Here is a 1,357-nt window from a genome sequence, read left to right as displayed (position 1 = left end):
ACACAACACAACAAGACAACCCCATACGCGTTTGCTACGGTAGTGAGTTGAGTTCAGAGGTGTTCTCTTCCGATCTGTCGGCCCAGTCGTCGGCCCGGTCGTCGGCCTGGGCGAGCGTGGGCGCGGTCATGCCCGGTCTCCGATCGGCCGCTGGGCGGCGGTGCGGTGGCGGCGGCCCCAGCCGCTGGCGAGGGCGGCCCGGCGGGCGGCGTGGTGCAGGGTGATGCGCCGGACGGCGGCGCGCTGCCGGGTGCTGCGGGTGCGGGTCATCGGTTTCCTCCGGTCGACGGTTCGTCAGGGGCGCCGGGGAGCGTCCCGTTCCGTCGGGTGGTGCGGACGGCGGGTGCGGCGGGTGTCAACGAGAGCGGTGCGGCGGACGGTGCGGTGCCCGGCGCCGCACGGGGTCGACGCCGGGTCGGACGCGCCGGGTCGGCGGGCGGGTCAGCCGAGCGGGACGGGCCGGTGGTCGGCGTCCCAGGCGGTGACGGGCGCGAAACCGCGGTGGCCGCACTCGCCGAACAGGGTCACGGGGTGCCCGGCGGAGACCGCGGCGAGCCGCCACAGGGCCGGTTCGGGCAGGGCGCCGCGGCGCACCGGCAGGCTGTGCGCGCCGTCGGTGAGCCGCCAGCCGTCCGGGGTGCGGACCGGCACCACGTCGGCCAGGACGGTCGGCCAGCCGTCCAGCCACGGGTCCTCGGCGACGGCGGCGCCGTACTCGGCGAGCGCCGCGGCGGGCGTCAGGCCCGCGGGGGCGGCGGCCGGGGCCGGCTCGGGGGCGCCGTAGCGGGTGCCGAGGACGGCCCGCAGCGGGCGGGCGCCCGGGTGGTAGGCCAGGTCGGCCTCCAGCAGGCGGCCGGTGGGCAGGGCGAGGTCCGGCGCCTGGCCGGGGCGGCCGAAGGCGAGCAGCAGGGCGGGCCGGCCGGTCTTCGCGCCGCGCAGCCACACCCGGCGGGTGGTCAGCCGCTCGTCGGCGGTGTCCCGGCTGCCCAGGACGTGCCAGCGGTCCCGGACGGTCGGGCCGGCCAGCAGTTCGGCGGCCTCGGTGGTGAAACCGACCCTGGCCCGGACGGTCGCGGCCAGGGCCTCGGGCAGGGTGTCGATCCGGCCGTAGGCGCCGGCCAGCAGGTGCAGCATCGCGTACTCCTCCAGCAGTTCGTCCGGCGGCGCCTCGGCGAGCACCCGGACCCGGGACGCCAGACCGGACGCCTGGGCGTCGACCATCCGGGCGGCCACCTCCTCCCACGCACCGGCCGGGTGCGGGTCGGCCAGGCCGCGGCGGACGCCGTCGGCCAGCCGCAGCCCAGTTTTCGGCCACATCGCGTGGGGAAGCTTCTCGGCGCCCGCCGCTGGATCTAGC

The 1,357-nt window shown here is 78.0% G+C and carries 2 protein-coding genes; both read right to left on the bottom strand.

Annotated features, from left to right (window positions below; translation table 11 throughout):
* Positions 1-126: 126 nt before the first annotated feature.
* On the bottom strand, positions 127-270 hold the full coding sequence (locus tag ACWEO5_RS38485) for a hypothetical protein (RefSeq protein WP_344551982.1): 144 nt from the start codon (positions 268-270) through the stop codon (positions 127-129).
* Positions 271-441: 171 nt separating this feature from the next.
* A complete protein-coding gene (locus ACWEO5_RS38480; RefSeq protein ID WP_452166706.1) occupies positions 442-1,317 on the bottom strand; it encodes a hypothetical protein in 876 nt (291 codons plus the stop codon).
* Between the last annotated feature and the right edge of the window lie 40 nt (positions 1,318-1,357).

The sequence above is a fragment of the Kitasatospora sp. NPDC004272 genome (assembly GCF_053603035.1).
The sequence above is the reverse complement of the archived record's forward strand: the minus strand, read 5'-3'. Positions and strand labels throughout refer to the sequence as shown.

Bases quoted from the DNA above. Each gene is read 5' to 3' on its own strand.
- ACWEO5_RS38485 (WP_344551982.1), bottom strand. From the start codon at position 270: ATGACCCGCACCCGCAGCACCCGGCAGCGCGCCGCCGTCCGGCGCATC.
- ACWEO5_RS38480 (WP_452166706.1), bottom strand. From the start codon at position 1,317: ATGTGGCCGAAAACTGGGCTGCGGCTGGCCGACGGCGTCCGCCGCGGC.